The sequence below is a fragment of the Rhizobium sp. K33 genome (assembly GCF_056501445.1).
Window position 1 is genome coordinate 2,725,473 of the sequence record NZ_CP096478.1, and the last position, 26,060, is coordinate 2,751,532.

23 protein-coding genes are annotated in these 26,060 nt (G+C 61.9%); 16 read left to right on the forward strand and 7 right to left on the reverse strand.

Features of this window, described 5'->3' with window-relative positions; translation table 11 throughout:
- The first annotated feature begins 97 nt into the window (after positions 1–97).
- The 14 genes from M1E12_RS13375 to M1E12_RS13440 all read left to right on the forward strand — a co-directional run bounded on the left by M1E12_RS13375 (position 98) and on the right by M1E12_RS13440 (position 17,497).
- Positions 98–1,288, forward strand: a complete 1,191-nt coding sequence (locus M1E12_RS13375) for a VWA domain-containing protein (protein ID WP_479562123.1) — start codon at positions 98–100, stop codon at positions 1,286–1,288.
- 260 nt (positions 1,289–1,548) lie between these two features.
- Positions 1,549–4,011, forward strand: coding sequence for a glycogen/starch/alpha-glucan phosphorylase (locus M1E12_RS13380; protein WP_479562124.1), 2,463 nt, complete (start codon positions 1,549–1,551; stop codon positions 4,009–4,011).
- Positions 4,011–6,224 (forward strand): 1,4-alpha-glucan branching protein GlgB, encoded by a 2,214-nt coding sequence (gene glgB, locus M1E12_RS13385; protein ID WP_479562125.1) that lies wholly within the window; start codon positions 4,011–4,013, stop codon positions 6,222–6,224. The genes M1E12_RS13380 and glgB overlap by 1 nt, the downstream gene beginning before the upstream one ends.
- A 13-nt stretch (positions 6,225–6,237) precedes the next feature.
- Complete coding sequence (gene glgC, locus M1E12_RS13390) at positions 6,238–7,497, forward strand: glucose-1-phosphate adenylyltransferase (RefSeq protein WP_102018417.1); 1,260 nt, start codon at positions 6,238–6,240, stop codon at positions 7,495–7,497.
- An 8-nt stretch (positions 7,498–7,505) separates the two neighbouring features.
- Positions 7,506–8,945 carry a glycogen synthase GlgA gene (glgA, locus tag M1E12_RS13395; RefSeq protein ID WP_479562126.1) on the forward strand — a complete coding sequence of 480 codons (1,440 nt, stop codon included), beginning with the start codon at positions 7,506–7,508 and terminating at the stop codon, positions 8,943–8,945.
- 3 nt (positions 8,946–8,948) lie between these two features.
- Positions 8,949–10,577 (forward strand): alpha-D-glucose phosphate-specific phosphoglucomutase, encoded by a 1,629-nt coding sequence (locus M1E12_RS13400; RefSeq protein WP_479562127.1) that lies wholly within the window; start codon positions 8,949–8,951, stop codon positions 10,575–10,577.
- A gap of 116 nt (positions 10,578–10,693) precedes the next feature.
- The gene (locus M1E12_RS13405) at positions 10,694–11,053 is read left to right on the forward strand and encodes an ArsR/SmtB family transcription factor (RefSeq protein ID WP_148166783.1); all 360 of its coding nucleotides are present in this window, start codon (positions 10,694–10,696) and stop codon (positions 11,051–11,053) included.
- Positions 11,054–11,063: 10 nt separating this feature from the next.
- Positions 11,064–11,585: an arsenate reductase ArsC gene (locus M1E12_RS13410; RefSeq protein ID WP_479562128.1), complete on the forward strand. Its 522-nt coding sequence runs from the start codon at positions 11,064–11,066 to the stop codon at positions 11,583–11,585.
- A 3-nt stretch (positions 11,586–11,588) separates the two neighbouring features.
- Positions 11,589–12,647, forward strand: coding sequence for an ACR3 family arsenite efflux transporter (arsB, locus tag M1E12_RS13415; protein ID WP_479562129.1), 1,059 nt, complete (start codon positions 11,589–11,591; stop codon positions 12,645–12,647).
- A 6-nt stretch (positions 12,648–12,653) separates the two neighbouring features.
- Positions 12,654–13,079: an arsenate reductase (glutaredoxin) gene (gene arsC, locus M1E12_RS13420; protein WP_136538117.1), complete on the forward strand. Its 426-nt coding sequence runs from the start codon at positions 12,654–12,656 to the stop codon at positions 13,077–13,079.
- Entirely contained in the window at positions 13,054–13,782 is a 729-nt protein-coding gene (gene arsH, locus M1E12_RS13425) for an arsenical resistance protein ArsH (RefSeq protein ID WP_136538116.1), read from the forward strand. The genes arsC and arsH overlap by 26 nt, the downstream gene beginning before the upstream one ends.
- Before the next feature lie 81 nt (positions 13,783–13,863).
- The gene (gene glgX, locus M1E12_RS13430; RefSeq protein WP_479562130.1) at positions 13,864–15,822 is read left to right on the forward strand and encodes a glycogen debranching protein GlgX; all 1,959 of its coding nucleotides are present in this window, start codon (positions 13,864–13,866) and stop codon (positions 15,820–15,822) included.
- An 88-nt stretch (positions 15,823–15,910) separates the two neighbouring features.
- Positions 15,911–16,399: a MaoC family dehydratase gene (locus M1E12_RS13435; protein WP_479562131.1), complete on the forward strand. Its 489-nt coding sequence runs from the start codon at positions 15,911–15,913 to the stop codon at positions 16,397–16,399.
- 30 nt (positions 16,400–16,429) lie between these two features.
- Positions 16,430–17,497: a DUF2332 domain-containing protein gene (locus M1E12_RS13440; RefSeq protein ID WP_479562132.1), complete on the forward strand. Its 1,068-nt coding sequence runs from the start codon at positions 16,430–16,432 to the stop codon at positions 17,495–17,497.
- A gap of 67 nt (positions 17,498–17,564) precedes the next feature.
- On the opposite strand, the gene M1E12_RS13445 is transcribed toward M1E12_RS13440, so the two are convergent.
- The 6 genes from M1E12_RS13445 to M1E12_RS13470 all read right to left on the reverse strand — a co-directional run bounded on the left by M1E12_RS13445 (position 17,565) and on the right by M1E12_RS13470 (position 24,156).
- On the reverse strand, positions 17,565–17,894 hold the full coding sequence (locus tag M1E12_RS13445; RefSeq protein WP_479562133.1) for an NUDIX domain-containing protein: 330 nt from the start codon (positions 17,892–17,894) through the stop codon (positions 17,565–17,567).
- A 225-nt stretch (positions 17,895–18,119) separates the two neighbouring features.
- Complete coding sequence (locus M1E12_RS13450) at positions 18,120–18,815, reverse strand: Type 1 glutamine amidotransferase-like domain-containing protein (RefSeq protein WP_479562134.1); 696 nt, start codon at positions 18,813–18,815, stop codon at positions 18,120–18,122.
- A gap of 211 nt (positions 18,816–19,026) precedes the next feature.
- Positions 19,027–19,581 (reverse strand): sarcosine oxidase subunit gamma, encoded by a 555-nt coding sequence (locus M1E12_RS13455; RefSeq protein ID WP_479562135.1) that lies wholly within the window; start codon positions 19,579–19,581, stop codon positions 19,027–19,029.
- On the reverse strand, positions 19,574–22,567 hold the full coding sequence (locus M1E12_RS13460; protein WP_479562136.1) for a sarcosine oxidase subunit alpha: 2,994 nt from the start codon (positions 22,565–22,567) through the stop codon (positions 19,574–19,576). Before M1E12_RS13460 ends, M1E12_RS13455 begins: the two co-directional genes overlap by 8 nt.
- A complete protein-coding gene (locus M1E12_RS13465; protein ID WP_136538109.1) occupies positions 22,564–22,884 on the reverse strand; it encodes a sarcosine oxidase subunit delta in 321 nt (106 codons plus the stop codon). The genes M1E12_RS13460 and M1E12_RS13465 overlap by 4 nt, the downstream gene beginning before the upstream one ends.
- An 18-nt stretch (positions 22,885–22,902) precedes the next feature.
- Positions 22,903–24,156: a sarcosine oxidase subunit beta family protein gene (locus M1E12_RS13470; protein ID WP_113461039.1), complete on the reverse strand. Its 1,254-nt coding sequence runs from the start codon at positions 24,154–24,156 to the stop codon at positions 22,903–22,905.
- A 304-nt stretch (positions 24,157–24,460) separates the two neighbouring features.
- On the opposite strand from M1E12_RS13470, the gene rpsU reads away from it, so the two are divergent.
- Together rpsU and M1E12_RS13480 are read left to right on the forward strand one after the other, a co-directional pair.
- The gene (rpsU, locus tag M1E12_RS13475; RefSeq protein WP_006726944.1) at positions 24,461–24,685 is read left to right on the forward strand and encodes a 30S ribosomal protein S21; all 225 of its coding nucleotides are present in this window, start codon (positions 24,461–24,463) and stop codon (positions 24,683–24,685) included.
- Between the two features lie 137 nt (positions 24,686–24,822).
- Entirely contained in the window at positions 24,823–25,686 is an 864-nt protein-coding gene (locus tag M1E12_RS13480) for a tetratricopeptide repeat protein (protein WP_246034977.1), read from the forward strand.
- 139 nt (positions 25,687–25,825) lie between these two features.
- Here M1E12_RS13480 and M1E12_RS13485 read toward each other — a convergent pair whose 3' ends face one another.
- Positions 25,826–26,050, reverse strand: coding sequence for an aa3-type cytochrome c oxidase subunit IV (locus M1E12_RS13485; protein ID WP_113461040.1), 225 nt, complete (start codon positions 26,048–26,050; stop codon positions 25,826–25,828).
- Between the last annotated feature and the right edge of the window lie 10 nt (positions 26,051–26,060).

The following is a 26,060-nucleotide window of genomic DNA, read 5'->3' on the forward strand; positions in this document are numbered from 1 at the left end:
ACGCTGATGTTGGATGGACATGATGACTAACCCTTGCAGCCGCACGAAATCTCTTCTCTCCCGCCTCTGGCGCGACCGAGCCGGCAATTTTGGTATAGTGACAGCCATCATTCTGCCGGTTGCCGCAGCCACGGCGGGTATCGCGCTGGACCTCAACAAGATGGTCCAGATCCGCGCCGCACTTCAGGAATCAGCCGACTCGGCCGTTTTGTCGGCTGCGAATGCTCTGGCTCGAGACGAGGCCATGACGGACCAGGAAGTCCTCGAGTTCGCTCGGAAGTTCATGAAGGCCCAGTTTGCCAATGTCGTTCCCTCTGCGGGCAGCGATGAGTCCGATGAAGCTGCCGAGGAGGATCCACTGGCGGGAGCCGTCGGCAACGTCGAACGGGAACTGGGCCAGAGCGGCAAGTCCGTCGAGGTCACGCTGTCGCCCTCATACACGATGCCGACCAATGGCATGACTGCTCTCCTGGGCTGGAAGGAAGTGACCTTGAGCGTCACGGCAACCGCCCAGTCCACCCCTGAAAGCGGTGCCGCCGTGTCGATGTATGTCGTTCTCGACAGATCGGGCTCGATGTCCTTCGTCACGGACACGGTGGACACCTCGGTGGATAGCTGCGTGAACTATACCTCGTCGAACTGGGCTTACAAGGACGTCAAGCCGGGGAAGAGCGGGTACATCAAGCCCACTAAACCCTGCTACGTGAAGAAGATCCAGGCCCTGAAGACAGCCTCAGCGGTGATGATGAATGAATTGGTGAAGGCAGATCCTGAAGGCGATCTCATCCGTGTCGGCGCGGTATCCTACAATGACAGCACGCAGAGCCCCTCGGGCATGGCCTGGGGTGTCACGACCGCCACGAACTACATCACCGCTTTGCCATCCGTCCCGACCGGGGGCACGAATGCCTCAGGTGGCATGAAGCTCGCCTACGATGCTCTCTACACGGAGAACAAGACTGAGGAGAATGCCCACGCGGCGAAACGGAACAGCAGCTTCACCCGCTACATCGTCCTGATGACCGACGGCGAAATGACTGGGAACAGCTCCTCGTGGAATAAGAGCATCGACGACGCCGTTCGGGCTCAGTGCACCGCAGCCAAGGAAAACGGGATTCAGGTGTTTACGGTAGCTTTCATGGCCCCTCAGAGAGGCCAGGATTTGCTGTTCGACTGCGCGACGTCCCCCGACCATTACAAAGCGCCGACCGATATGGCTGGTCTGGTCGCGGCCTTCGGCGAGATCGGCAAGGCAGCGGCCGCCGCCTCCACGCGCCTGACCAACTGACCTGATCCAAAACGTTTTGGATTTTGACAGACGTTTCGACCGCAGCTCCCGGGCTGCGGTCTTATCGTTTCTTCATGCTTCTCACATAATCCAAAGGGATCAAGGGGTTGCCCACGCGAATAGCTCCTTGAACAAATTTGCCGGCCTTAGCTGAGGCCTGTTGCAACTGTCTCATTTCGATGCGTAAACTGCCGTTCACGGGAGCGGCACCGTCATCGCGTCGCCGATGCCCGGAGACACCAACAACGCCAGGCGGACCGATGATCAAGACTCCCCACAAAGTCGACCTTCCCCTTCCAAAGCGCGGTGTTTCCGATCCGGACGCCCTGGCTGCCGAAATCATGGAAAAGCTGACCTACAGCATCGGCAAGGATGCCAAGGTAGCGACCCCGCACGACTGGCTGACGGCCACCATCCTCGTGGTGCGCGACCGCATCATCGACACCTGGATGGAATCCACCCGCAACACCTACATGAACAACGGCAAGCGGGTTTATTATCTGTCGCTCGAATTCCTGATCGGCCGCCTGCTGCGCGACGCCATGTCGAACCTCGGCCTGATCGACGATATCCGTCAGGCGCTCTCCTCGCTCTCCGTAGAGTTCGATGTTATCGCCGGTCTGGAGCCGGATGCCGCTCTCGGCAATGGTGGCCTCGGTCGCCTCGCCGCCTGCTTCATGGAAAGCATGGCGACCGTCAACATCCCGGCCTACGGCTACGGCATCCGCTACGTGCACGGCCTTTTCCGCCAGCAGATGGCCGATGGATGGCAGGTTGAACTGCCGGAGAGCTGGCTTGCGCACGGCAACCCCTGGGAATTCGAACGCCGCGAAAGCTCCTACGAAGTCGGCTTCGGCGGCACGGTCGAGACCATCGAGGGTCCCGACGGTGAGCCACGTTATGTCTGGAAACAGGGCGAGCGCGTCATTGCCACCGCCTATGACACTCCGGCCGTCGGCTGGCGTGGCGAGCGGGTCAATACGCTCCGCCTCTGGTCGGCCCAGCCGATCGACCCGATCCTGCTCGACGCCTTCAATGCCGGTGACCATATCGGCGCCTTGCGCGAGAGCAACAAGGCGGAATCGCTGACCCGCGTCCTTTATCCGGCAGACGCCACACCGGCCGGCCAGGAACTGCGTCTGCGGCAGGAATTCTTCTTCTGTTCGGCGTCTCTGCAGGACATCGTCCGCCGTCACCTGCAGCAGGGCAACTCGCTTGCCCAGCTGCCGGAAAAGGTGGCGATCCAGCTCAACGACACCCACCCGGCCGTCTCCGTCGCCGAACTGATGCGCCTCCTCGTCGATGTGCACGGTGTCGCCTTCGACGAGGCCTGGGAGATCACCCGCAACACCTTCTCCTACACCAACCACACGCTTCTGCCCGAAGCGCTGGAAAGCTGGCCGGTGCCGCTCTTCGAGCGCCTCCTGCCGCGCCATATGCAGCTCGTCTATGCGATCAATGCCAAGGTGCTGCTCGATGCCCGCAAAGTCAGAGGCTTCAACGACCATGAAATCCGCCAGATCTCGTTGATCGACGAAAGCGGCGACCGCCGGGTGCGCATGGGCAACCTCGCCTTCATGGGTTCGCATTCGATCAACGGCGTCTCGGCGCTCCACACGGAGCTGATGAAGGAGACCGTCTTTGCCGACCTCCACAAACTCTATCCCACCCGCATCAACAACAAGACCAACGGCATTACGCCCCGCCGCTGGCTGATGCAGTGCAACCCCGACCTGACCGACCTGATCAAGGAAGCGATCGGCCCGGACTTCCTGGATGATGCGACAAAGCTCAACGGACTGGATGCCTTTGCAGATGATGCGTCGTTCCAGCAGAAGTTCGCCGCGGTGAAGTTCTCCAACAAGCAGAAGCTGGCAGGCCTTGTGGCGAGCCGCATGGGCATCAAGCTCGATCCGCATGCGATGTTCGACATCCAGATCAAGCGCATCCACGAATACAAGCGCCAGCTTTTGAACATCATCGAGACCGTCGCGCTGTTCGACCAGATCCGCTCGCATCCGGAACGCGATTGGGTCCCACGGGTCAAGCTCTTCGCCGGCAAGGCAGCGCCGAGCTACCACAACGCCAAGCTGATCATCAAACTGGCCAATGACGTCGCCCGCGTCATCAACACGGATCCCTCTGTCCGTGGAATGCTGAAGGTCGTCTTCATCCCGAATTACAATGTCTCGCTGGCCGAAGTCATGGTGCCGGCGGCAGACCTCTCCGAACAGATTTCGACCGCAGGCATGGAAGCCTCCGGAACCGGAAACATGAAGTTCGCGTTGAACGGTGCACTGACAATTGGAACGCTCGACGGCGCCAATGTCGAAATGCGCGATCATGTGGGCGAGGAGAACATTGTGATTTTTGGAATGACCGCAGATGAGGTCGGACGCGTGCGAGCGGATGGACATAATCCCCGCGCCGCGATCGATGCTTCGCGCGAACTGCAGCAGGCCCTGTCATCGATCGCATCTGGCGTCTTCTCGCCTGATGACCGCGACCGCTATGCCGATCTGATGCAGGGCATCTACCAGCATGACTGGTTCATGGTGGCCGCCGATTTCGACGCCTATGCCAAGGCGCAGCGTCAGGTCGACGACATCTGGACCGATACCTCGGCCTGGTATTCCAAGACCATCCGCAACACGGCCCGCATGGGCTGGTTCTCGTCGGACCGCACCATCCGGCAGTACAACGCGGACATCTGGAGAGCTTGATGGCAAAATCACCGAAGAGGAGCGGTGACGTAGCGAAGCCGGACACACCGTCGGCAGCAGAAATCGAAGCGATCATTCAGGGCACCCACGGCGATCCCTTCGCCTTTCTGGGGGTCCACGAGGCAGGCACAGGCCACGTCGCCCGCTGCTTCATCCCGGGTGCAGAAACCGTCGTTGCCTATAATCTCGCAGGCGAACAGATCGGCGAGCTCGCGCGTCTGCACGATGCCGGCTTCTTCTCCGGCTCGGTGAAGCTGGACGGTGTCCTGCCCGTCCGCTACCGCGCCACCCGCGGCGACGCCGAATGGACGGTGACCGACCCCTACAGCTTCTGGCCGATCCTCGGACCGATGGACGATTACTTCATCAAGGAAGGGTCGCACCTGCGCCTCTTCGACAAGATGGGCGCCCATCCGATCAAGCACCAGGGTGTCGACGGCTTCCACTTTGCCGTCTGGGCACCGAATGCCCGCCGCGTCTCCGTCGTCGGCGACTTCAATGACTGGGACGGCCGCCGCCACGTCATGCGCCTGCGCCGCGACACCGGCATCTGGGAAATCTTCGCGCCTGATGTTCGCGCCGGTGCCACCTACAAATTCGAGATCGTCGGATCGCATGGTGACGTTCAACCGCTAAAGGCCGACCCCTACGCACGTCGCGCCGAACTGCGCCCCAAGAACGCCTCCATGACCACGCCGGAACTGGAGCAGGTCTGGGACGACGAAGCGCATCGCAAGCATTGGTCGAGCATCGACCAGCGCCGCCAGCCGATCTCCATCTACGAAGTCCATGCCGGTTCATGGCAGCGTCGCGACGACGGCTCCATGCTGACTTGGGACGAAATGGCAGCGCGCCTGATCCCCTACTGCGTCGACATGGGCTTCACCCATATCGAATTCATGCCGGTGACCGAGCATCCCTACGACCCGTCCTGGGGTTACCAGACGACGGGCCTTTACGCCCCGAGCGCCCGCTTTGGCGAGCCGGAGGGCTTTGCCCGCTTCGTCAACGGTTGCCACAAGGTCGGTCTCGGCGTCATCCTCGACTGGGTACCGGCACACTTCCCGACGGATGCCCATGGGCTTCGCAACTTCGACGGCACGGCGCTTTACGAACACGCTGACCCTCGCCAAGGCTTCCACCCAGACTGGAACACGGCGATCTACAATTTCGGCCGTCAGGAAGTCCTGTCCTATCTGATCAACAACGCGCTTTACTGGGCCGAGAAATTCCATCTCGACGGCCTGCGCGTCGATGCCGTCGCCTCGATGCTGTACCTCGACTATTCCCGCAAGGAAGGCGAGTGGATCCCCAACGAATATGGCGGTCGCGAGAACCTGGAGGCGGTGCGCTTCCTCCAGCAGATGAACCACCATGTCTATGGCAGCCATCCCGGCATCATGACCATCGCCGAGGAAAGCACTTCGTGGCCCAAGGTATCGCAGCCCGTCCACGAAGGCGGCCTGGGCTTCGGCTTCAAGTGGAACATGGGCTTCATGCACGACACCCTGAGCTATTTCGCCAGGGATCCGATCTACCGGAAGTACCATCATCAGGAGCTGACCTTCGGCCTGCTCTACGCCTTCTCGGAAAACTTCGTTCTGCCGATCAGCCATGATGAAGTCGTGCATGGTAAGGGTTCGATGATCGCCAAGATGCCCGGCGACGATTGGCAGAAATTCGCCAATCTCCGCGCCTATTACGGCATGATGTGGGGCCATCCCGGCAAGAAGCTGCTCTTCATGGGCCAGGAATTCGCCCAGTGGGGTGAATGGTCCGAGGAGCGTTCGCTCGACTGGAACCTGCTCGACTACGCCCCGCATGAAGGAATGCGCCGCCTCGTGCGCGATCTCAATTTCACCTATCGCTCGAAGGCAGCGCTGCATGCCCGCGATTGTGAGGGCGAGGGCTTCGAGTGGATCGTCGGAGATGACCAGGAAAACTCCGTTTTCGCTTGGCTGCGCAAGGCACCTGGCGAGAAGCCGATCGCCGTTATCTGCAACCTGACGCCGGCCTATCACGACAGGTACGAATTGAACTTGCCTGCCGCCGGTCGTTGGCGTGAGATACTAAATACCGATGCCGAGATTTATGGCGGCAGCGGCAAGGGTAATGGTGGACGCGTGGAGGCGCATGCCACGGGAAGCGGATGGGCAAAGGCGGGTCTGACCCTTCCGCCGCTCGCCGTGATCATGTTGGAATTGGAACAGTAAGGGGAGGAATTACATGACCGAGAAAACGGCAAGAAGCCTGTCGCGCGATGCCATGGCCTATGTTTTGGCCGGCGGGCGCGGCAGCCGCCTGAAGGAATTGACGGACCGCCGGGCAAAGCCCGCCGTCTATTTCGGTGGCAAGGCACGCATTATCGACTTCGCCCTCTCCAACGCGCTCAATTCCGGCATTCGCCGTATTGGCGTTGCCACCCAGTACAAGGCACACTCGCTGATCCGCCACCTGCAGCTCGGCTGGAACTTCTTCCGGCCGGAGCGCAATGAGAGCTTCGACATCCTCCCCGCCTCCCAGCGCGTGTCCGAGACGCAGTGGTACGAGGGCACGGCAGATGCCGTCTACCAAAACGCCGACATCATCGAATCCTACGCGCCGGAATACATGGTCATCCTTGCGGGCGACCACATCTACAAGATGGACTACGAGCTGATGCTGCAGCAGCACGTCACCTCGGGGGCAGATGTGACGATCGGCTGCCTGGAAGTGCCGCGCATGGAAGCGACGGGCTTCGGCGTCATGCATGTAGACGCGACCGACCGCATCATCGACTTTGTCGAAAAGCCGGCCGACCCACCGGGCATTCCGGGCAATCCGGATCTCGCGCTGGCCTCGATGGGCATCTACGTCTTCCACACCAAGTTCCTGATGGAACTTCTGCGCCGAGACGCCGCCGATCCGGAATCCAGCCGCGACTTCGGCAAGGACATCATCCCTTACGTGGTGAAGAGCGGCAAGGCCGTCGCCCACCGCTTCGCCCAGTCCTGCGTCCGCTCAGACTTCGAGCGCGAACCCTACTGGCGCGACGTCGGCACGATCGACGCTTACTGGCAGGCCAATATCGACCTGACCGACATCGTTCCGGAACTGGATCTCTACGACAAGACCTGGCCGATCTGGACCTATTCAGAGATCACCCCGCCCGCCAAGTTCGTCCATGACGACGAAGGGCGCCGTGGCTCGGCCATCTCTTCGCTCGTCTCGGGCGACTGCATCATCTCCGGATCGTCGCTCTACAAGAGTCTGCTCTTCACCGGCGTCCGCGCCAACTCCTATTCCCGCCTAGAGGGCGCAGTGGTCTTGCCGAAGGTCCAGGTTGGCCGTCATGCGCGTCTCACGAATGTCGTGATAGACCATGGCGTGGTGATCCCCGAAGGACTGATCGTCGGGGAGGATCCGGAAATGGATGCCAAGCGCTTCCGCCGCAGCGAAAACGGGATCTGCCTCATCACACAGGCGATGATCGACAAACTGGGTTAGCCAATTCGATGAAGGTCCTTTCGGTCGCCTCCGAACTTTATCCGCTGATCAAGACCGGGGGCCTCGCCGATGTCGCGGGCGCGCTACCGATCGCGCTCGCCGCCCATGGCGTCGAGACGAAGACGCTCATTCCCGGCTACCCCGCCGTGATGAAGGCGATCAAGAAGCCGAAGAAGGTCCACGAATTCGAGGATGTCCTCGACGAGCGGGCGACACTGCTAGAGGTAAAACACGAAGGCCTCGATCTCCTGATCCTTGACTGCCCGCCGCTCTACGAGCGCTCGGGCGGTCCCTATCTCGACACCCAGGGCCGCGACTATCCGGACAACTGGAAGCGTTTCGCGGTGCTGTCCAAGGTTGGCGCGGAGATTGCGGCAGGGGCTATTGCGGGTTTCAAGCCGGATCTCGTCCATGTGCATGACTGGCAGGCAGCTCTGGTGCCTGTCTACATGCGGTATTCCGAGGCGCCGGAGGTCCCGAGCCTCATCACCATCCACAACATCGCCTTCCAGGGCCAGTTCGGCGCAACGCTCTTTCCCTATCTCGGCCTGCCCACGCACGCCTGGCACGAGGCGCTCGAGTACTACGGCACGATCAGCTACCTGAAGAGCGGGCTCCTGACGTCCCACGCGCTGTCCACTGTCAGCCCCTCCTATGCCGAGGAAATCCTGACACCCGAATTCGGCATGGGCCTCGATGGCGTCATCGCCAGCCGGGCCTCCGACCTCTATGGCATCGTCAACGGCATCGATGCCGATGTCTGGAACCCGGCCAGCGATCCGCTTCTGCCGTCGGGCTATTCGGCCACGACACTCAAGAAGCGTGCCGGCAACCGCGCGGCCCTCGTCGAGCGCTTTGGCCTCGATGGTGACGACGGCCCGATCTTCTGCGTGATCTCCCGCCTCACCTGGCAGAAGGGTCTGGACCTCCTGCCTGAGGTGATCGACGAAATTCTCGCAGCTGGCGGCAGATTGGCGATCCTCGGGTCGGGCGAAAGCGGTATCGAAGCGACTTTGCAGGGGGCGGCAGCCCACAACCGTGGCCGGATCGGCATGGTGCTCGGATATGACGAGAAACTCTCCCACCTGATGCAGGCCGGGTCGGACATCATTCTCGTCCCCTCGCGCTTCGAGCCCTGTGGTCTGACCCAGCTCTACGCCCTGCGCTATGGCTGCGTGCCGCTTGTCGCCCGCACCGGCGGCCTTGCCGATACCATCATCGACGCCAATGAAGCGGCACTTGCCGCGGGTGTCGCAACCGGCATCCAGTTTGCCCCGGTGACATCAGAAGCCCTGCGCCGGGCGATCCGCCGCACGCTCAGGCTCTACAGTGACCAGCGTCTCTGGTCGCAACTGCAGAAGCAGGGCATGAAGTCCGACGTCTCCTGGAACAGGAGTGGCGCGACCTATGCCGATCTTTATCAACGCCTCGTCTCGAAAGGCCAGTAATCGATGATCTCGACCGTCTCCACGAAACCCTATGCGGATCAGAAACCGGGCACATCCGGCCTGCGCAAGAAGGTTCCGGTCTTCCAGCAGGAAAACTATGCGGAGAACTTCATCCAGGCGATCTTCGACAGCCTTGAGGGCTTCGAAGGCCAGACGCTGGTGATCGGCGGCGACGGCCGCTATTACAACCGCGAAGTCATCCAGGTGGCGCTAAAAATGGCCGCTGCCAATGGCTTCGGCAAGGTCATGGTCGGCAAGGGCGGTATCTTGTCGACGCCGGCAGCCTCGCATGTCATCCGCAAATACCATGCCTTCGGCGGCATCGTGCTCTCTGCCAGCCACAACCCCGGCGGCCCGACCGAAGACTTCGGCATCAAGTACAATATCGGCAATGGCGGCCCGGCACCGGAAAAGATCACCGACGCGATCTTCGCCCGCACCAAGGTCATCGACAGCTACAAGATCGCCGATGTCGCCGACATCGACCTCGACACGGTCGGCAGCTTCGATCTGGCTGGCATGACCGTAGAGGTCATCGACCCGGTGGCCGACTATGCCGACCTGATGGAAACCCTCTTCGACTTCCCCGCGATCCGCAACCTGATCTCGGGCGGCTTCCGCGTAGTGATCGATTCGATGAGCGCCGTCACCGGCCCTTATGCCGTCGAGATCCTCGAAAAGCGCTTGGGCGCACCTTCAGGCTCCGTCCGCAACGAAGTCCCCCTGCCGGACTTCGGCCACCACCATCCAGATCCGAACCTCGTCCACGCCAAGACCCTCTATGACGATGTCATGAGTGCCGACGGCCCGGACTTTGGCGCGGCTTCCGATGGCGACGGCGACCGCAACATGGTCGTCGGCAAGGGCATGTTCGTCACGCCCTCCGACAGCCTTGCGATGATCGCTGCCAACGCCACCTGCGCCCCCGGCTATAAAAACGGCATCGCAGGCATCGCTCGCTCGATGCCAACAAGTGCTGCCGCGGATCGCGTCGCGGAAAAGCTCGGCATCGGCATGTACGAGACCCCGACCGGCTGGAAGTTCTTCGGCAACCTTATGGATGCCGGCAAGGTCACCGTCTGCGGCGAGGAAAGCTTCGGCACCGGCTCGGACCATGTGCGCGAAAAGGACGGCCTTTGGGCGGTGCTTTTCTGGCTCAACATCGTCGCCGCCCGCAAACAGAGCGTCAAACAGATCGTCGAGGCCCACTGGGCCGAATACGGCCGCAACTACTATTCTCGCCACGACTATGAAGGCGTGGACACCGACAGTGCCAACGCTCTGGTCGCAGCCCTCCGCGCCAAGCTCGACAGCCTGCCCGGCACCGCAATCAACGGCCTGACCGTCAGCGCTGCCGACGACTTCGCCTATCACGACCCGATCGACCACTCCGTGTCGAAGAACCAGGGCATCCGCATCCTCTTCGAAGGCGGCAGCCGCATCGTCTTCCGCCTCTCCGGCACCGGCACCTCGGGTGCTACGCTTCGCCTCTATGTCGAGCGCTACGAGCCCGACGCCAGCCGCCACGGCATCGAGACGCAAGGAGCCTTGTCCGACCTCATCGCGGCGGCGGAAGAGGTGGCCGAGATCAAGCGCTACACGGGGATGAACGAGCCGACCGTCATTACGTGAACCCATCAAGATCTTCGCTCACACATCGAAACCCCGGTGTCTTTGACACCGGGGTTTTTCTTTGCCGGCAGCATCACCCCGATTGACTCCACATTCATATCCACTATTCTGGATATATGGATGAAAAATCGACAATCGCGGCCCTCGCTGCCCTGGCCCAGCCGACACGCTTGCAGACCTTTCGTCTGCTGGTGGCGCATGAACCCGACGGCGTGCCCGCCGGCGAACTCGCGCGCCTGATCGGCGTGCCGCAGAACACCATGTCGGCGCATCTGTCGACGCTTTCCCAGGCAGGCCTCGTCACCGGCGAGCGCCAGAGCCGCTCGATTATCTACCGCGCCGATCTCGATCGCTTCCGCGCCGTTGCCCTTTACCTGCTCAAGGATTGCTGCGGCGGCAATGCCAGCCTCTGCCAGCCGCTGATCGACGATCTCGCCTGCTGTTCACCCACCCTCGAAGTCACCCGCCCCAACTGAGAGACCGGCCATGTCCGACAAGATCTATAACGTGCTCTTCCTCTGCACCGGCAATTCCGCCCGCTCGATTATCGCAGAAGCGCTCCTAAACCGTCTTGGCCAGGGCAAGTTCAAGGCCTATTCAGCCGGCTCTCAGCCGAAGGGCGAAGTCCACCCCTACACGCTGCAGCTTCTGAAGGGCATGAACTACGACACCGGCTTTGCCCGCTCGAAAAACTGGGACGAGTTTGCAGTCCCCGGCGCGCCTGAACTCGATTTTGTCTTCACCGTCTGCGACAACGCGGCCGCCGAAGCCTGCCCCGTCTGGCCCGGCCAGCCGATGACCGCCCATTGGGGCGTGCCGGATCCCGCCGCCGCAGAAGGCACGGACAGCGAAAAGCACTTCGCCTTCGCCGAGGCCTATCGCATGCTCAATCACCGTATTTCCATTTTCGTCAGCCTGCCGATGGTGAGCCTCGACAAGCTCTCACTGCAAAAGCGTCTGGCCGAGATTGGCACGACCACTGATGCCGCCAACCCCGAGGTTGCCTGACCCATGTCCACTTTCGAACGTTACCTGACCCTCTGGGTCGCGCTGGCGATTGCCGCTGGCATCGCGCTTGGTTCGGTCTTTCCCGGCCTCTTCCAGCTCATCGGTTCGGCCGAGATCGCCAAGGTCAACCTGCCGGTCGCTGTGCTCATCTGGCTGATGATCATTCCCATGCTGATGAAGATCGACTTTGCCGCCATCCGCGAAGTCGGAACCCATTGGCGCGGCATGAGCGTCACTCTCTTTGCCAATTGGGCCGTGAAGCCCTTTTCCATGGCGGTCCTCGGCTGGATCTTCATCGGCTGGCTCTTCGCACCTTTCCTGCCGAGCGATCAGATCGACAGCTATATCGCGGGTCTCATCCTGCTTGGGGCCGCACCCTGCACCGCCATGGTCTTCGTCTGGTCGAACCTGACCCGCGGCGACGCGCCTTTCACCCTCACCCAGGTGGCACTGAATGATGCCGTGATGGTGCTGGCTTTCGCGCCGATCGTCGCCATCCTGCTCGGCGTCTCGTCGATCATCGTGCCCTGGGACACGCTTCTCATCTCGGTCGCGCTCTTCATCGTCGTGCCGGTGATCGTCGCCCAGATCCTGCGTCGGGCACTCGGCAGCGGCGATGGTCGCGCCCTGCAGCGCTTCCAGGCCCAGATACAGCCGCTCTCGATCGGCGCGCTGCTCCTGACGGTCGTTCTGCTCTTTGCCTTCCAGGGCAACCAGATCCTCGCCCAGCCGATGGTAATCGCCATCCTCGCCGTGCCGATCTTCCTGCAGACCATCTTCATCTTCGGCTTCGCCTACCTGGCAAACCGAATGACTGGTGAAGCCCATTGCATTGCAGGCCCCTCGGCCCTGATCGGCGCCTCCAACTTCTTTGAGCTTGCGGTCGCAACCGCCATCAGCCTCTTCGGCTTCAACTCGGGCGCCGCCCTTGCCACCGTTGTCGGCGTGCTGATCGAAGTGCCCGTGATGCTGGCACTGGTCGCCATCGTCAATCGCAGCAAGGATTGGTACGAGGCCGGCCATGCCGTCACCGCCAGATCCGCCAATCAAGCAAAGGCCTGAAATCCCATGAACGTCACCATCTATCACAACCCGGCCTGCGGCACCTCGCGCAACACGCTCGACCTCATCCGCCATGCCGGCATCGAGCCCACGGTCATCGAATATCTGAAGACCCCGCCGAGCAAGGAAGATCTGGCAAAGATGATCGCCGATTCCGGCCTTTCGGTGCGTCAGGCGATTCGCGAAAAGGGCACGCCCTATGAGGAACTCGGCCTTGCCGATCCCGCCCTCTCGGACGACCAGCTGCTCGACGCGATGATCGCGACGCCGATCCTGATCAACCGCCCGCTTGTTGTGACCGAGATGGGCACGCGCCTCTGCCGCCCGTCCGAAGTGGTGCTCGACATCCTTCCCGCTGACGCTTTCACCTCTGCCTTCGTCAAGGAAGACGGAGAAGCCGTGCTCGATGCGGAGGGCAAGCGCATTGTCTGATGTGAGAGTAGACCTGCCCGCCGCCGATCTCGATCACCTGCGCCTGCCGGACCTGGAAGCACTGCGCCGCCCCTTCTCGACCCACAAGCCGCGTATCCTGATCCTCTATGGCTCGCTGCGGCAGGTCTCCTACAGCCGGCTGCTGGCGATGGAGGCCAAGCGCCTGCTCGAGCATTTCGGCGCCGAGGTGAAAGTCTTCGACCCGTCAGGCCTGCCGCTGCCCGACGATGCACCGGTGAGCCACCCGAAGGTGCAGGAGCTGCGCGACCTCTCGGCATGGTCCGAAGGCCAAGTCTGGGTGAGCCCCGAGCGCCACGGCACGCTGACCGGCATCATGAAGGCCCAGATCGACTGGATACCGCTCTCGGTCGGCGCTGTCCGCCCGACCCAGGGCAAGACGCTCGCTGTCATGCAGGTCTCCGGCGGCTCGCAGTCGTTCAATGCCGTCAACGCCATGCGCCTGCTCGGCCGCTGGATGCGGATGATCACCATCCCCAACCAGTCCTCGGTGGCCAAAGCCTATCAGGAATTTGACGCCGACGGCCGGATGAAGCCCTCCTCTTATTACGAGCGCGTCGTCGATGTCTGCGAGGAACTGGTGAAGTTCACGCTTCTGACGCGCGACATCTCCAGCTACCTCACCGATCGCTACAGCGAACGCAAGGAGGCGGCAGTCAAGGGTGTGAACCTGAAGGCCATGTGATGGGAACGGCTCTGGTCCGGTTCGGGCCGCCTGCTATTGTTTCTCGAAGGCAAGCGAATCAACCGGACCACGAGGCGATCCATGACCAAGCCGATGCTCGGAGCCACCCCTGGCAAGACGGGTGCGGATGTTCGTCTCTGGTCGCATCATGCAAGCCTCGTGGAACTCTGCCTCTTCGACGATCGTGGGGAGACCGAACTCGCCCGCCTGTCGATGACGCGGGGTGATGGCGATGTGCATCATGTGTACGTCGACGGCATGAAGGAAGGTGCCCGCTACGGCTTCCGCATTCACGGCCCCTATGATCCGGCTGAAGGGCACTGGTACGACCCAGCGAAACTGCTGGTCGACCCCTATGCCACCGAGCTTGACCGACCCTTCGTCTATGATCCGAGGCTCGGCCAGTTCGGTATCGACACCGCCGATCTGATGCCGAAAGCCATCCTGAAGGCGCACAAGTCGCTGAAGCCCATGATGCCGCTCGGCGAGCGCACCGGCTTTATCTATGAGGTCAACGTCAAGGCGCTGACCATGCTGCATCCGGACGTGCCGGACGGGCAGCGCGGCACGCTCGCAGCCCTCGCCCATCCCGCCATCCTCGCCCATCTGAGGCGCATCGGCGTGGACATGGTCGAACTCATGCCGATCACCGCCTGGATCGACGAGCGGCATCTGCCGCCGCTCGGCCTCACCAACAGCTGGGGTTACAATCCCGTCGCCATGATGGCGCTCGATCCGCGAATTGTCCCAGGCGGTGTCCAGGAACTGCGCGAAACGGTCGCCGCCCTGCATGCCGAAGGCATTGGCGTCATCCTCGACCTCGTCTTCAACCATACGGGCGAAAGCGACGTCCTGGGGACGACGCTGTCGCTCCGTGGCATCGACAACCGCTCCCTCTTCCGCCATGTGGCGGATGATCCGGGCACGCTGGTCAATGACACCGGCTGCGGCAACACGCTGGCCTGTGACCATCCCTTTATCAGACAGCTGATCGTCGATACGCTGCGACACTTCGTTTTGTCAGCAGGCGTGGACGGTTTCCGCTTCGACCTCGCGCCGATCATGGGCCGCCACTGGGACGGGTTTCATCCGGATGCCGCGACGCTGAAGGCCATCCTCGAGGACGAGGTGCTCGAGGATCGCATCCTGATCGCCGAACCCTGGGACATCGGGCTCGGCGGCTATCAACTCGGCCGCTTCCCGCCCGCCTTCCTCGAATGGAACGACCGCGCCCGCGACACCTTCCGCCGCCACTGGCGCGGCGATGGTGGAACGACGGGCGATCTCGCGACGGCGCTGGCCGGCTCTGCCGATCTCTTCGCCCTTGACGGTAAGGACCAGACCCGCAGCGTCAATTTCATCGCCGCCCATGACGGCTTTTCGCTCTACGACCTCGTGTCCTTTGAGCACAAACACAACGAGGCGAATGGCGAGCAGAACCGCGACGGCCACAACGAGAACCATTCCTGGAACAACGGCATCGAGGGTGAAACCTCCGACAAGGCGATCCTCAAGAAGCGCCGGCAGGATGTCGAAGCTTTGCTCTCCACACTGTTTGCCAGCCGCGGCGCCGTGATGCTCACCGCCGGCGACGAGTTCGGCCGCAGTCAAGGTGGCAACAACAATGCCTATTGTCAGGACAATGCCCTCACCTGGCTCGACTGGTCGAAGGCGGATGAAGAGCTGATCGAAACCACCGCCCGCCTTGCCGCCATGCGCCAGCGCTTCAGCTGCTTCATGGATGCGAGTGTTCTCACCGGCGATGGTGATGTCAGCTGGCTGAATAGTCACGGCCTGCCCATGACGGTGACCGACTGGGAAACACCGGATCTCGGCGCCTTTGCCATGGTGCTTTGCGCCATCGATCGCGAAACCGGCAAGGAATGCCGTGTGGCGGCGCTCTTCAACCGTACATCCGAGCCGACAGACTTCGTGCTGCCGCAGGACGACAAGCGCAAATGGCGCCGCCTCCAGACCGGCCGCAGCGCCTCGAAGATCGGTGTGAAGGCCAGAACTGTCGATTTCTGGATCGAAACCTAGTTTTTTGCACGGCAGTGACCGAAGCCTATTCCGCTTCGGCGCAAGCGGCTGTACCCTTCGGAAATTATTGAAGGATCAGGTTCTTTTCATGCCGCAAGAGATTTCGCTCAGAGACGTCCCCGGCCTCGTTGGCACCGTCGTCGGCGTATCGGACTGGATTACCGTCGACCAGCCGATGATCGACGCCTTCGCCGGCGCCACCATGGACCACCAGTTCATCCATACCGACCCCGTGCGGGCGGCGGCGGAGACCCCCTTCGGGGGCACCATTGCCCATGGCTTTCTGACGGTTTCGCTGCTCTCAGCCATGAACTTCAACTGCCTGCCGAAAATCCGCGAGCAGACGCTCGGCATCAATTATGGCTTTGACAAGCTGCGTTTCATGTCGCCGGTGAAGACGGGAAAGCGCATCCGGGGGTCATTCAAGCTGGCCGGAGCACGCTTCCGCGGCGCCGGCATGCTGATGAACACCTATGAGGTAACCGTCGAGATCGAGGACGAGCGTAAACCGGCGCTGACCGCCGACTGGATTACGATTTCCCAGTTCGACCCGAAGGATCGACCCGAAAACGTCTGATGATGGCCCGGCACAAGGGAGAGCCCGACGATGACCGACGAGCGCGCTGAGGCCATCCGGCAGAGCTTCCGCCGTCAGGCAAAGGCCTGCGATGATCTGGGCTCCCCCTTCACCGCGCGCCTCTGCACGCTGGCGGCAGAGCGGATGACCGGGGAAACCCGTGTCGGTGCAACAGTCCTCGGCTGGCCCGGCAATCCCGACGGCACAGGGGATGCCCTGGCGCTGAGGCTCGCGGGCACACTGCATGCACTGGTGCGCTCCGGATCGGATCCGCAGCTGGCCGCTGTCTATCCGCCACACGCCGCCGATGACGACACCCTCTGGGCCGCTGTCGAGGCCGCCCTGCGCCGCGACGAGGCTTTCATCCTCGACCGCCTGACATCCGCCCCGCAGACCAACGAGGTGCGCCGGTCCTCCGCCCTGCTCCCTGGCTTCCTGACCATCGCTGCGTTGACCGGCAAGCCGCTCGTTCTGTCGGAAGTCGGCGCCAGCGCGGGGCTCAACCTGCAATGGGATCGCTACCGCTACCGCCTCGGAGATTTCAGCTGGGGCGAAGCCTCCGCTGTCGAACTCGCCCCGCGCTGGGAAGGCCCGCCGCCACCGCAAGCCGCAATGGAGATCACCGAACGCGCCGGCTGCGATCTGAACCCGCTCGACCCATCCTCCGATGACGCCCGCCTGCGGCTCTTCTCCTATATCTGGGCCGACCAGCAGGACCGCCTCGACCGCACGGCAGCCGCACTCGCAATGGCCACGGAAAGCGGCGTGAAGGTGGAGAAGGCCGATGCCATCGACTGGCTGCGCAAGCGTCTTGCAACGCCGCGTCCGGGCATGGCCCATGTGACCTACCACACCATCGCCTGGCAATATCTGCCGTCGGCGCTGAAAGCCGAGGGCGAAGCGCTGATCGCCGACGCCGGCAGCCGCGCGACGGAAGCCGCCCCACTGGCCCGCCTGCAACTGGAGGCCGACGGCAAGCCGGAGGGAGCGGCAATCCTGCTCACGCTGTGGCCGACAGAGGAAACCCGCGAGATCGGCCGGGCGGACTTTCATGGGCGCTGGGTGAAATGGGTGGGGTGGGAAGGTTCAGCCGCTTGAATGGCAGAAAGCCGGTCTTACGTCCACTATTGGCGCGAAGCGGAAGACGCCTCTCGGCCCAGTGCGGTCATACCTTGCTCAGCAAGTCTATAAGGCCGTCAGGGAATATGGTGTCGCAAGTTTCTCGAAGCTCTTGTTCGGACCACCAGCGATGATCGGCCATCACTTCTCGTTCATTCTCGGTCCAACCGGTGTCGGCAATGGGACTTCGTTCGGCTCGGATGCCAAAGAACCTCTCCTCCGCCCAAACAACCTCACCTCTCGTCAGGGGAAGCTCAAAGGACCGACGGCCAACTTCGCCGGTCAAATCGACGCCAACGAGGCCAGTCTCCTCTTCCAACGCTCGCAATGCCGCCGCCTCAAAAGTTTCACCCTCGTCGACCGCACCACCGGGCATTGCCCAGTATGCTTTACCAATCAAGGGCCCCGAGGAATGAGAAAATTTGAAAAGCAGAACTCAACCGAATTGGTCGATGACCAATAGCCGGGAAGATGGCCGTGACCGCATGAATAATCTCCTATCAATCATGCGTACTATAGAGCGTCAAGCGAGGCTCGCCATGACCGCTTTTGGCGCTGAGCGCCAAACGTCTCTCGACCCGAAGCGGTTGCCTGCTAACCGTCATGCGGAAGCTGGAATGGCGGCAAGCGGCATGCTGTGAGCTGGGCGAGCTTCACCGTTCTTCACCCATACAGGTTGCCCGATACAAACGATGTCGCCCTTAATCACGATCAGGCCGTCTCCGTCATTACACGCGATGATGGGTCTTGGCGTGTGCCTGCTGTAGCGAATTAGATCTGGAAGATATCTTGGGCTTGAATTGAGATGAGGAAAAAACTCGAATGGAACGAGCCCAAGCGCGGTCTCACTCATATGGTCTTGCGGCGCTTGATCGATGAATAGCGCGTCGGTGGCTATCGTTGGGGTTAGAATAATGGCTCCTGCGCTGGTTCCGATAAGCAATCCTCCATCGGTAGCCCATTGCTTCAGGCGTGGAAACAACTCGCTCCGCTTCAACCGAGAGAGAAATCCCCCGGTATGGCCTCCCGAGAGATGGATCGCATCACAGTCAAACAATGCGTCTTCATCGTGCGAAGAGCGGGGCTCATCCAGATCATGGAACAGACAAAGGTCCAGTCCATGGCGCGCATAGTAAGCTGCCCGCTCTAGGAAAAAGCGCCGATCCGGCTCAGGCCCCGAAGCGATGTATCCGAGCCGGTTCCCCAAGCCGTTAGCGGCTATCGCTGCCAGGAGTGTTTCGGTTATGGCTTCGTTCTCTGGGATGATCTGGTCGCTGTAAAAAGCCAAATTGATCAAGACGCTTCTCCAAACCTGCGCGGCAGAGACTTGCACCGAATGCTGTGGTGCGCAATGTCCCGTGTTGGCACGAAGCGGTCATCAGCTCTCCACACCTTCGAGTCACATGCTACCTCGCAATGCCATCCCCACACTTGCGCCGAATCCGCCATCAAATGAAAAAGGCCGGGTCACCCCGGCCTCCTCAAATCCCATCGAACATCCCCGCCCCTCAGAGCGAGGCATCTTCCGCGCCCTCGGCCAGCATGCCGAACGCATATTCGGCAAACGAGCGCCAGCATTCGAGACGAAACGTCTCTTCCTCGACGCGGTAGAGGATGATCTCGATCTTGCCGAAGACGGTGCGTGTGACGGCACCCACCGGGAAGGCGGTGAGCGAGAGGTCGAGCGGGCAAGCCGCATTCAGGGTGTCGGCAGCCGCAGGTCCCGAGACGATGATCGCGGTGTTGCGGTGGGAGATGTCGGTCGCCGAATGAACCACGCCGGAGGCGGCGCAGTCGGCCATCAGCGCATCACCCTTCTCGTCGATCAGGAACCACTCGTCCGGACCGATCCAGAAGGCCGTGCGCCCCTTGGCCGAGGCGGACGTCTTCGGCTTCACCGGCAGCTTCAGGCCGAGCGACTTCGACAGACCGGCAACGGCATCGGCACCGGCGCGCAGCGACACGCGGGTGGCGGGCAGCGCCGGGGAGAGGCGCACCTTGGCGCTGCCGCCATGGAAGCCGGCAAGAACGGTCTTGCGTTCTGCAACAGACATATCAGCCATGGATGCGGCCTCCTTCCTTGTCAACGAACACCATATCGGTGACTTCCACCGCGATGGTCTTGTCCTTCATCGGCACATAGAGCGTCTCGCCCATGCGGGCGCGGCCACCGGCCACCATCGCGATCGCAATCGAGCGCCCGAGGTTTTCCGACCAGTAGGACGAGGTCACATGGCCGAGCATGGTCATCGGCTTCGGCTGGTTCGGGTTGGCGACGATCTGCGCGCCCTCTTCCAGCACTTCGTTCGGATCCTTGGTAAAGATGCCGACGAGCTGCTTGCGGCCTTCCTTGACCAGATCCGGACGCTTCATGCCGCGAATACCGACGAAATCGGTCTTCTTCTTCGACACCGCCCAGGAGAGGCCGGCATCGTCGGCCGTCAGGGTGCCGTCGGTGTCCTGACCGACGATGATGTAACCCTTCTCAGCGCGTAGCACGTGCATGGTCTCGGTGCCATAGAGGCAGGCGCCGAGCGACTGGGCGCGTTCCCAGATCTGGCGGAAGACATCCGCGCCGAAATCGGCGGGGACGTTGACTTCGAAGCCGAGTTCACCGGTGAAGGACACGCGGAAGAGGCGCGTCGGCACGCCGCAGAACTTGCCTTCGGCAACGCTCATATGCGGGAAGGCTTCGTTCGAGATGTCGATGCCCTCGACGAAAGGCGCGATGATGTCACGCGCCTTTGGACCCTGGACGGCGATGACAGCCCATTGTTCGGTGGTCGAGGTAAGCCAGACCTTCAAATGCGGGAATTCCGTCTGCAGATAGTCTTCCATGTGGTGCATGACGCGCGGCGCACCGCCCGTCGTGGTCGTCACGTGGAAGCGATCCTCGGCGAGACGCCCGACGACGCCATCGTCATAGATGAAGCCGTCTTCGCGCGTCATGATGCCATAACGTGCCTTGCCCGGCTTCAACGTGTCCCAGGCGTTCGTATACATCAGGTTCAGGAACTCGGCGGCATCAGGACCGACGACTTCGATTTTGCCGAGCGTCGAGGCATTGAACACGCCGGCGGCATCGCGGACCGTCTTGCATTCGCGGTTGACGGCGGCATGCATGTCTTCGCCCGGCTTCGGATAATACCAGGCGCGCTTCCAGTTGCCGACATCTTCGTAGACGGCACCCTGGGAGACCTCATAGGCATGCATCGGCGTCTTGCGGGTCGGATCAAACAGCGCATCGCGCGAATGGTTGATCAGCGTGCCGAAGGTGACGGGCGTATAGGGCGCCCGGAAGGTGGTGAGACCGACCTGCGGGATCTCCTTGCCGAGCACTTCCGCTGCGATGGCGAGGCCATGCATGTTGGAGAGCTTGCCCTGGTCAGACGCCATGCCGTTCGTCGTGAAGCGCTTGATATGCTCGATCGAATGCATGCCCTCACGCACGGCAAGACGAATGTCCTTGGCGCAGACATCATGCTGGAAGTCGACGAAAGCCTTGACGTTGTCTTCGCGGCCAGCACCTTCGGCAGCGCCGATCATGCCGCCGGTCCAGGCATGCGCATTGGCACCGGAAAGCGAAACGGCAGGCGTTTCGGTCGCACCCGCAGCCTTGGCGGAGGAGAGACCGGCAGCGGTTGCCTCGTCGAGCAGCGCCTGCAGATCGTCGGTGCCGTTGCAGCCACCGACGCAGATGCAGTCCTGGGCATAGACGTCAGGCAGGAAGCGCTGGTTGGCAGCATCGAACTTCAACTTGCCGCGCGACTGCGAGAACATGTGCACGGACGGCGTCCAGCCGGCGCACATCAGCAGCGCATCGACCTCGATCTTGCGGGTAGAGCCGCCGCCATTGCGGCGAACGGTGATCGAACGGACACGCAGACGACCAGCGGTATTGACCACGCCATGGCCGGTCAGCACCTCGATGCCGAGTGCGCGGGCCTCTGCCAGCACCTTTTCGCCCGGCTTCTCGCGGGCATCGACGATGACGGGCACCGAAACGCCAGCCTTCTTCAGGTCGATCGCCGCTTCATAGGCCGAGTCATGTGCCGTGTAGACGCCGACCTTGGCACCGACGGCCACGCCGAAATGGTTGAGATAGGTGCGGCCGGCGGAGGCGAGCATGATGCCGGGGCGGTCATTGTTGGCGAACACCATGTGCCGTTCGATCGAACCACTGGCGATGATCACGCGCTTGGCACGCACCTGCCAGAGCCGTTCGCGCGGCTGGCTCTTCGACGGCTTGGCCACGTGATCGGTGACACGCTCGACCAGCGCCACATAATTGTGGTTGTGATAGCCGAAGGCCGTCGTGCGGGAGAGCACGGTGACGTTGGACATGCCCTTCAGCTTGGCGACGGTTGCTTGCGCCCAGTCCCAGCCGCTCTGGCCGTCGACGGTCGCACCGGTGTCGAAGTGGAAGGCACCGCCCATTTCCGGCTGTTCGTCGACGATCATGACGCGCACGCCCGTCTGGGCGGCGGCCAGCGCCGACGCGAGACCGGCGGCACCGCCACCGATCACCAGCACGTCGCAATGCGCATAGCGGTTGGCGTAATGATCCGGATCGGCTTCTTTCGGCGCATGGCCGAGACCGGCCGCGCGACGAATGAAAGGCTCATAGATCTGATGCCAGGCAGCCTTCGGCCACATGAAGGTCTTGTAGTAGAAGCCGGCGGCGAAGAAGGGCGAGAGCAGATTGTTGACCTCGCCGATGTCGAGCGACAGCGACGGCCAGCGGTTCTGCGTCTCGATCTTCATCCCGTCGAAGACTTCCTGCACGGTCGCCCGCACATTCGGCTGGCGGCGGGCGGCGTCACGCGAGACGTCGAGCAGCGCATTCGGCTCTTCCGGACCTGCGGTCAGAATGCCGCGCGGACGGTGATACTTGAACGAGCGACCGGCGAGATGCATGCCGTTGGCGATCATGGCAGAGGCAACAGTGTCGCCCTTGTAAGCCGTCAGCGTGCGGCCATCGATGGTGAAGCGGGCAGTCAGCGCCGGCGTCAGGCGGCCCTTGCCGGGGATACGGTTGGCAGCGCTCATGCCTTCTCTCCCTTGGTGACGGTGGCGGACTGAAGCGTTGCAGGATCGGGCATGGGTTCACCGGCCTTGTAGGTCAGCAGGATCTTGTCGGAGATGGTGTCGCGGGCCGCGTTGAAGAAGCGCCCGCAGCCATGGATGTGGCGCCAGCGTTCGAAGATCAGGCCCTTCGGGTTGTCACGCAGGAAGAAGTAGTCGGCGAACTCCTCGTCCGTGATCGAGGCGATGTTTTCCGGGCGTGCGATATGCGCTTCACCGGCGGCGCGAAACTCGAGCTCTGCGCGCTCTTCTTCGCAATAGGGGCATTTGATGACCAGCATGGTGAGTGATCCCTAAAATCAGTGCGCCACGGCAGCGGCAGCTGCCTCGTCGATGAGGCGGCCGGTGCGGAACCGGTCGAGCGTCAGGCCCTGGGCCAGCCGGTGTGGCTCGCCCTTGGCAATGAGATGAGCGAACAGGTTGGCAGACCCCGGCGTCGCCTTGAAACCGCCCGTACCCCAGCCGGCATTGACGAAGAGGTTCGGAACCGGCGTCACGCTCTGGATCGGCGAACGGTCGGCGGTGTTGTCGGTGATCCCGCCCCACTGGCGCATCATCTTCACGCGACGGAACATCGGGAAGAGCTCACAGATGGCATCGAGCGTATGCGTGATGATCTGCATGCCGCCGGTCTGGCTGTAGGAGTTGTACTGGTCGGTACCGGCCCCGATGACCAATTCGCCCTTGTCCGATTGCGAGATATAGGCATGCACGGTGTTCGACATGACCACGCAGGGGAAGATCGGCTTCAGCGGCTCGGACACGAGCGCCTGCAGCGGCGTCGAGTGAACCGGAAGGCGCACGCCCGCCATGCCCATGACGACGGAAGAATGGCCGGCAGCGGAAACGCCGATCTTCTTCGCGCCGATAAAGCCCTTCGTCGTGTCGACGCCGGTCACTTCACCATTCGGGCCACGGCGGATGCCGGTGACTTCACAGTTCTGAATAATGTGCACGCCGCGATCGGACGCCGCACGCGCATAACCCCAGGCGACCGCATCGTGACGCGCCGTGCCGCCGCGACGCTGGAGTGCTGCCCCATTGATCGGGTAGCGAGCGGTCTTGGAGATATCGAGCGGCGGGCAGAAAGCCTTGGCCTGCTCCGGCGTCAGCCACTCATTGTCGATGCCATAGAGATTGTTGGCATTCACATGGCGCTTGAACGACTGCATGTCATGCACATTGTGCGACAGCATCATAACGCCGCGCGGTGAATACATGACATTGTAGTTGAGGTCCTGAGACAGACCTTCCCAGAGCTTCAGCGAATGCTCGTAGATGTCCATGCTCTCTTCATAGAGATAGTTGGACCGGATGATCGTCGTATTACGGCCGGTATTGCCACCGCCGAGCCAGCCCTTCTCGATGACTGCGACATTGGTGATGCCGTGCTCTTTGGCGAGGTAATAGGCCGCGCCGAGGCCATGGCCGCCGGCGCCGACAATGATCACGTCATAGGACTGCCGCGGCTCGGGAGAGACCCACTGAGCCTCCCATCCCTTGTGGGCACGCATGGCCTCACGGACAACGGCAAAGACCGAATATTTGCGCATTCGCCTTAAACTCCTGTGGTTCAGGCACTGGGGTAGGATGATACAGGTCGCAGATCAACCCACGACATGACGTCCGTTTTGCGACGCATTGTCATCCGTCTTTCGACACCCCGAAGATGTTCTGGTGAGTAGCGCAAATTTGTTGCTTCAAGGCCCTGCGACATATGGACTTCACCAGGGTCTTCTGGTATCTCGCTCGCTAATCGCCGGACTCACGGGCCGAGCGAACCATTATGCTGTTTCCGAAGATGTGACCTCCATCGACGGAAGGACCAACTCAAAGAACCAAAGGAACGGGATAAACGTGCAGGTACTAGTCCGCGACAACAACGTTGACCAGGCGCTCCGCGCTCTCAAGAAGAAAATGCAGCGCGAAGGCATCTTCCGCGAAATGAAGATGCGCGATTTCTTCGAAAAGCCGTCTGAGAAGCGTGCACGCGAGAAGGCTGAAGCTGTTCGTCGCGTCCGCAAGCTGGCGCGCAAGAAGATGCAGCGCGAAGGCCTGCTGCCGGCTGCACGCGGCCGTTGATCTGCCCCGATTTGGGCGTTTTCCTATGAAATGAGGGCGGGGGCGAGACGAATCGCCGCCGCTCTTTTGATATGCAACACGAACTTGTGCTGCCCGATGCCTTTCGAGGTCCCGGCGGCCGCCGGATGATGCGCCTCATGACGAAAACCTCCGTGCTCTCCCCAGCCTCCTCTGTCGCATCCAGATCGCGACTGGCATCTGCAGCTGCTCTCTTTGCTGCCTTGACCCTGGCAGGCTGTGCCACGACGACGGAAACGACGGATGTCATTCGGCTCGATCGCGCGCAGGGATCCGACGAAAACATCGCCTCGCTGACAGCCGTTATCCAGGCCAATCCGCGCGATCCGGAGGGCTACAACGTTCGTGGTTCGGCTTATGGCCGCGCCGGCCAGTTCAAGCAGGCGCTCGACGATTTCAACACGGCGCTGCAGCTCAATCCGCAGTTCTTCCAGGCTTACGCCAACCGCGCGCTGGTCTATCGCAACATGGGTAAGCCGGTTGAAGCGGCAGCCGACTACAATGCGGCGCTGAAGATCAACCCGAATTACGACGTCGCCTATATCGGCCGAGGCAACATCTACCGCCAGGCTGGCCGCATCGACGAAGCTTTCGGCGATTTCAACCGCGCGATCCAGCTCGATACGACGGACGGTCGCGCCTACCACAATCGCGGCCTGATCTATCAGCTGCGCGGCGACCACCCGAAGGCCATCGAAGACTTCTCCAAGGCGATTTCGCTCTCCTCGCGCGCCCCGGAACCCTACAATGGCCGTGGCGTCTCCTACATCGCGCTGAACGACGACGAAAACGCCTTCGCCGACTTCAACCTCGCCATCGAGCTCAACGGCAACATCGCCGAAAGCTGGGCGAACCAGGCGCTTGTCTACGAGCGCCGCGGCGACAAGGCACGGGCCGCCAAGTCCTACAGCCATGCGCTGCGCCTCGATCCGAAATACGAGCCGGCCAAGCAGGGCCTTGCGCGCACGCGCGGCACGACCTGACGGGCCGACACAGCACTGAGGTTCCAAACGGCGGGGAGACCCGCCGTTTTTTGTTATCCATGCTGGGCGGATGAGACGGCAAACAAAAAGGCGGCCCGTTTCCGGACCGCCTCTGACATTCGAAGTTTTTCGACGCTGATCAGCGCATCATGAAGACGCCGGCAACCGACAGCACGATCCAGATGAAGAGGCCACCGAGCAGGCCGGCGCCGCCGAAGAAACCAGCAGCCATGGCGATCATCAGCGCGACCAGGATGGCGGTGCCATACTTGGTGCCGGCGATGAAGAGGTCATAGGTCTTCTCGTGCTCCTTGTAGTCCATCGAAGCACCGGTTTCGACCGGACCGGAATGATGTTCGCTCATGTTCGATCTC

Coding starts and splice junctions, on each gene's coding strand:
- M1E12_RS13410 (WP_479562128.1), top strand. CDS start 11,064: ATGTCCGACAAGATCTATAACGTGCTCTTCCTCTGCACCGGCAATTCC.
- M1E12_RS13480 (WP_246034977.1), top strand. CDS start 24,823: ATGACGAAAACCTCCGTGCTCTCCCCAGCCTCCTCTGTCGCATCCAGA.
- M1E12_RS13455 (WP_479562135.1), bottom strand. CDS start 19,581: ATGGCTGATATGTCTGTTGCAGAACGCAAGACCGTTCTTGCCGGCTTC.
- M1E12_RS13380 (WP_479562124.1), top strand. CDS start 1,549: ATGATCAAGACTCCCCACAAAGTCGACCTTCCCCTTCCAAAGCGCGGT.
- glgC (WP_102018417.1), top strand. CDS start 6,238: ATGACCGAGAAAACGGCAAGAAGCCTGTCGCGCGATGCCATGGCCTAT.
- M1E12_RS13465 (WP_136538109.1), bottom strand. CDS start 22,884: ATGCTGGTCATCAAATGCCCCTATTGCGAAGAAGAGCGCGCAGAGCTC.
- M1E12_RS13435 (WP_479562131.1), top strand. CDS start 15,911: ATGCCGCAAGAGATTTCGCTCAGAGACGTCCCCGGCCTCGTTGGCACC.
- M1E12_RS13485 (WP_113461040.1), bottom strand. CDS start 26,050: ATGAGCGAACATCATTCCGGTCCGGTCGAAACCGGTGCTTCGATGGAC.
- glgA (WP_479562126.1), top strand. CDS start 7,506: ATGAAGGTCCTTTCGGTCGCCTCCGAACTTTATCCGCTGATCAAGACC.
- M1E12_RS13405 (WP_148166783.1), top strand. CDS start 10,694: ATGGATGAAAAATCGACAATCGCGGCCCTCGCTGCCCTGGCCCAGCCG.
- arsB (WP_479562129.1), top strand. CDS start 11,589: ATGTCCACTTTCGAACGTTACCTGACCCTCTGGGTCGCGCTGGCGATT.
- M1E12_RS13445 (WP_479562133.1), bottom strand. CDS start 17,894: ATGCCCGGTGGTGCGGTCGACGAGGGTGAAACTTTTGAGGCGGCGGCA.
- M1E12_RS13460 (WP_479562136.1), bottom strand. CDS start 22,567: ATGAGCGCTGCCAACCGTATCCCCGGCAAGGGCCGCCTGACGCCGGCG.
- M1E12_RS13400 (WP_479562127.1), top strand. CDS start 8,949: ATGATCTCGACCGTCTCCACGAAACCCTATGCGGATCAGAAACCGGGC.
- glgB (WP_479562125.1), top strand. CDS start 4,011: ATGGCAAAATCACCGAAGAGGAGCGGTGACGTAGCGAAGCCGGACACA.
- M1E12_RS13470 (WP_113461039.1), bottom strand. CDS start 24,156: ATGCGCAAATATTCGGTCTTTGCCGTTGTCCGTGAGGCCATGCGTGCC.
- arsC (WP_136538117.1), top strand. CDS start 12,654: ATGAACGTCACCATCTATCACAACCCGGCCTGCGGCACCTCGCGCAAC.
- arsH (WP_136538116.1), top strand. CDS start 13,054: ATGCGGAGGGCAAGCGCATTGTCTGATGTGAGAGTAGACCTGCCCGCC.
- glgX (WP_479562130.1), top strand. CDS start 13,864: ATGACCAAGCCGATGCTCGGAGCCACCCCTGGCAAGACGGGTGCGGAT.
- M1E12_RS13440 (WP_479562132.1), top strand. CDS start 16,430: ATGACCGACGAGCGCGCTGAGGCCATCCGGCAGAGCTTCCGCCGTCAG.